5 protein-coding genes are annotated in these 4,153 nt (G+C 66.1%); 2 read left to right on the top strand and 3 right to left on the bottom strand.

Features of this window, described 5'->3' with window-relative positions; genetic code table 11:
- Positions 1 to 151 precede the first annotated feature (151 nt).
- A complete protein-coding gene (locus VFG33_RS00150; RefSeq protein WP_325020999.1) occupies positions 152 to 1,123 on the bottom strand; it encodes an Abi family protein in 972 nt (323 codons plus the stop codon).
- Between the two features lie 118 nt (positions 1,124 to 1,241).
- Positions 1,242 to 1,838, bottom strand: a complete 597-nt coding sequence (locus VFG33_RS00145) for a LysE/ArgO family amino acid transporter (RefSeq protein ID WP_325020998.1) — start codon at positions 1,836 to 1,838, stop codon at positions 1,242 to 1,244.
- Between the two features lie 90 nt (positions 1,839 to 1,928).
- Between VFG33_RS00145 and VFG33_RS00140 the strand changes: the two genes are divergently transcribed.
- Positions 1,929 to 2,816 (top strand): LysR family transcriptional regulator ArgP, encoded by an 888-nt coding sequence (locus VFG33_RS00140; protein ID WP_325020996.1) that lies wholly within the window; start codon positions 1,929 to 1,931, stop codon positions 2,814 to 2,816.
- 46 nt (positions 2,817 to 2,862) lie between these two features.
- Positions 2,863 to 3,057 carry a hypothetical protein gene (locus VFG33_RS00135; RefSeq protein ID WP_325020994.1) on the top strand — a complete coding sequence of 65 codons (195 nt, stop codon included), beginning with the start codon at positions 2,863 to 2,865 and terminating at the stop codon, positions 3,055 to 3,057.
- A gap of 42 nt (positions 3,058 to 3,099) precedes the next feature.
- Here VFG33_RS00135 and VFG33_RS00130 read toward each other — a convergent pair whose 3' ends face one another.
- Complete coding sequence (locus tag VFG33_RS00130; protein ID WP_325020992.1) at positions 3,100 to 3,972, bottom strand: SCO6745 family protein; 873 nt, start codon at positions 3,970 to 3,972, stop codon at positions 3,100 to 3,102.
- Between the last annotated feature and the right edge of the window lie 181 nt (positions 3,973 to 4,153).

The raw sequence follows: 4,153 nt of genomic DNA, 5'->3' as shown, positions 1-4,153 counted from the left end.
CACCCACATTCCCCGGCACAGTCGCCCGAGTCCACGCCTCCTGCTCCCCACCCCACCCCGGCAACGCCTCCCCCACCCCCTCCGGAAAAACCGCCACCCCATCGCACAACACCGTCACATCCACCCGTCCTCCAACCCCGGGATCAGGACGCTACTTGACCCACGGTGCGTGGCCGGCCCAGTCCGCCGGGAAACCGAGTTCCTGTAACCCTCGGCCGCAACCTGGGAGCTCCTCGGTCAGCATGCGCTGAACCGGTACCGACCACTCGGAGCCCGGCTCGATGCGTGAGAGCAGGAAGGCGAGGATGCAGAGCGTTGAGTAGATCCGGAAATGGGCATCGCCGCGCTGCTGGCTCAGATAAGCGAGCGATGGGATGGTCGCCAGATGTCGAGGTGCGATCTGGTTGACCAGGTTCCTGTTCCATAGTCGCGAATGATGCGCGCAGACATTGCGGACGTAGTTGAGGACCCTCATCCAGTTGCTCAAGGCACCGCCGTTGCCGGTTCCTCTGGCGTCGAGAATGTCCAGGGTTCGAGCGATCTCGTTGCGATCCGCGCTCTTCAGACCTTGGTACAGGTAGGTCATCGAACCGAAGTCCATGATCTCGGTCAGTACCCAGACGGGAAGCCTGCCGCCGTACTTGTCCTGGAAATGCACGACGAAATCCTCAGACGAGCGGGCCTGAGCGGTAAGGATCTTCTGGAGCCAGCCGTCGTAGGTGCTGCGCTGCTGACTGCCGTGGGAGCGAGTGAACTGCCCGTCCAGATTCTGCGGATGCAGATGGGCGTAGGCTCCACGCCGGCCGAGGGTGTATCCGATCTTGACTCGCAGCGCAACCTCGACCCGTTCGATTGCGTCCAGCACCATCAGTTTCAGGCGCCGGTCCATGTCGTAGAGGCGGACCACCCGCTCAAAGGTCGCGCCGTCGACGAATCGATCGTCTCGGCCGGCCCGTCCGTGGAGTGGTCGCCGGTAGGGATACCAGTAGCCGCTCAGTCTGTAGTAGCCGATCACACCCAGCAGATGGGCGGCTCCGGCGCGGTCGCCGATGCTGAGGCCGCGTTGTGTCAGTAGGTCGACTTGTTCGCTGAAGCTCAGATGTGGCTTGGTGTAGAGAGTCACAAATGCCCCCGTAAAAGAAAACCAGCCCGTGCCCTGGTGGGCAGAGGGGCTGGCCGTGTTGCCCTTAGTCTACAGGCGAATCGGCCGGTCCGACGCGCGGAGTCTGGCCTGTGGATGACTAGGGGAGGAGCATCCAGAGGGCGAGGGTGGTCATGATTAGGGCGATGGTGGCGTCTAGGACTTGCCAGGCGCGGGGGCGGGCGAAGAGGGGGCCTAGTCTGCGGGCCAGGAAGCCGAGGGCGAAGAACCAGGCGAAGCTGGCGGCGACTGCGCCGACGCCGTAGAGCCAGCGGCCGTCGGAACCGCGTTGGTTGGCTAGTGAGCCCAGGAGTACGACCGTGTCGAGGTACACGTGCGGGTTGAGGTACGTGAAGCCCAGGCAGGTCAGTACGACGCTGCGCAAAGCGGCCGGCGCGTGGTCGGCCGGGGTCATGGCGCCCGGGTTGAATGCACGGCGCGCGGCGACGGCGGCGTACGTGAGGAGGAAGGCGGCGCCGCCGTATTTCGCGATGTTCAGGGCGAGCGGGCTGCTTGTCAGCAACGCGCCGAGGCCGGCGATTCCACCGGAGATGAGCAAGGCGTCCGAGAGGGCGCAGGTGAGGACTACCGGCAGAACGTGTTCACGGCGCAGGCCCTGGCGCAGGACGAAGGCGTTCTGCGCCCCGATCGCGACGATCAGGGACAAGGACGTGGCAAAGCCGGCGAGCAGGGGCATGCCTCGACCGTAAGGAGTACCTGCGAGAGAAACCAGCTAAAGATTCTTCAGGACCATTAGCCGTGCTTCAGTCGCGAGTAGACTGCGGAGATGCAGATCGACTCGGCGCAACTCGACACCTTCGCGGCGGTGATCGACGAGGGCAGCTTCGACGCTGCCGCGCGACGACTGCAGATCACCCCCTCGGCTGTGAGTCAGAGGATCAAGGCGCTGGAGAGTGGGCTCGGGCAGGTATTGGTCCAGCGGACGAAGCCGACGACGAGTACTGAAGCGGGTCAGGCTCTGCTCCTGCTGGCGCGGCAGGTCTCCCTGCTGGAGGTCGAGGCGATCGCGGCGGTGAAGGGCAAGGTGGAAGGCCTACGCCTGCCGGTGGCGGTGAACGCGGACTCGTTGAACGGATGGTTCCTCCCCGCGCTTCTCGCCGTACCGCCGGAGTTGGCGACGGCATTCGATCTGCGTCAGGAGGATCAGGATCACTCGGCCGAGTTGCTCCGCGACGGCACGGTCCTAGCCGCAGTCACCGCGGATCCCCGGCCGGTCCAGGGCTGCCGGGTGCGGGTGCTCGGGCGGATGCGGTACCTGTCGATCGCGACCCCGGAGTACGCCGAACGCTGGCTCGCCGGCCGGCCGCTGGCTGAGGCACTCGCGGACGCGCCGATGGTGACCTTCAATCCCAAGGACATGCTGCAGCGCCGGTTGATTCGCCAAGTCACCCGGCGCCGGCTGGATCAGCCGATGCACTCGATCCCCGCGGCTGGGCCGTTCGCGCGGGCGATCCGGCTCGGGCTGGGCTGGGGCATGCTCGAGGAGGAAGCGGTCGTGGACGACCTGGCTGCCGGCCGCCTGGTCGAGGTTGCCAAGGGCAAATATGTGGAAGTACCGCTCTACTGGCAGCACTGGAAGCTCAAATCAAAGGTGCTGGACGCCCTGACCGCAGCAGTCCTAGACGCCGCAGAAGCAGGCCTCCGTACTACGTGACGCACCAAGTCCGACTAGGCTCGAACAACCTGCCGAAGGGACTGTGATGAAGAAGGTCGTGTTGATCGCGCTAGGCGTGCTGCTCGGCGTCGCCGGCGTGGTGTGGACCCTGCAAGGGCTTGGCTACGTCGAGGGCAGCTCGATGTCGGGCAACAGCCTCTGGGCGATCGTTGGCCCGATCGTCGCGGCCGTCGGCATCTCCCTGATCTACGTCACGATCCGCGGCCCCCAACGCCGCTAGCGCACGGCCCGCAGCGCTACCAACGCGCGGCCGCGAGTGCTGCTAGTTCGCAGGTATCTCGTCCGGTTCCCACCGCATGGCCATCGGGTTGTCCGGCGGGATCAGGCCGGACGCCATCAGCTTGCCGCTGATCGGCCGGATCAGCCGGTCCAGTTCCTCGGCGTCCTCGTCGCCCAAGGCGGCCCAGCCCTGCTCGGCCAGGCGGTCCGTGGTGTCCTCGACCTGCTGCCGGGTCGCTCGGCCTGCCTCAGTCAGTACTCCGTCCGCGTCGAGCAACCCGCGTTCCCTCAGTTGGTCGGCCGCCTCGGCCCACTCCTCATCACTCCAGCGTCGTGCGACCTGGAACACCTCTTTGGACGGGCCGCCTGCTGCAGAGATGGTCAGAATGGCCTGGCAAGGGGTAAGCCCGGCACTGACCAGCGCCGCGACGTGCCCGTCTCCTCTGGACTCCCTGAGGATCGTGGTCGCTTGCCACAGAACCAGGTGTGGTTCGTCAGGCCACTCCAAGGCCGCATTGGCTGCGGCGATCGGGCGGCCTGCCGTCGGAGCCAGCTCGGCTGCCTTACGAGCCAGCTCGGCCGTACGACGTAACGGCGTACCGGGGTCTGGCAGGAAGCGTCGTACTGCGCTGTCGACCGCCTGCAGGCGGGTGGTCAGCAACTGGGCAGGGGAGGCGTGGCTCCACGCGTCGGGCAGCGCGCGGGCAACCATGTCTGGGTGAAAGTTGTAGAAGACGGCAGCGACCAGCTCTGGTCCCACTGGGCCGAGGGGAGCCGCCCGGCACGCGAAGTAGCTCATCCAGCCGCCGCGCAGCCCCAGGGCGTCCGTGGCCTGTCTGGTGTCGGGGGCGAAGTACGTGATCGCGTGGTACGGCTCGAGGACTCGCCACATCCGGCGCGCGCGGTTCTCCGTCATACCGTCGATCCAATCAGAGTGGCCGGTACATGATGTGAAGGCCGACGTAGCGGAGGCGAGGGTGATTGAACGCTTGGGGGACCGTGCCGATGATCGTGAAGCCGAGGTCCTGCCAGAGCTTGACCGCTCGGTCGTTCGTCTCGACCACGGCGTTGAACTGGATCGAGCGGAAGCCTTCGCG

The sequence above is a fragment of the Kribbella sp. genome, assembly GCF_035687465.1.
Classification (GTDB): domain Bacteria; phylum Actinomycetota; class Actinomycetes; order Propionibacteriales; family Kribbellaceae; genus Kribbella.
The sequence above is the reverse complement of the archived record's forward strand: the minus strand, read 5'-3'. Positions and strand labels throughout refer to the sequence as shown.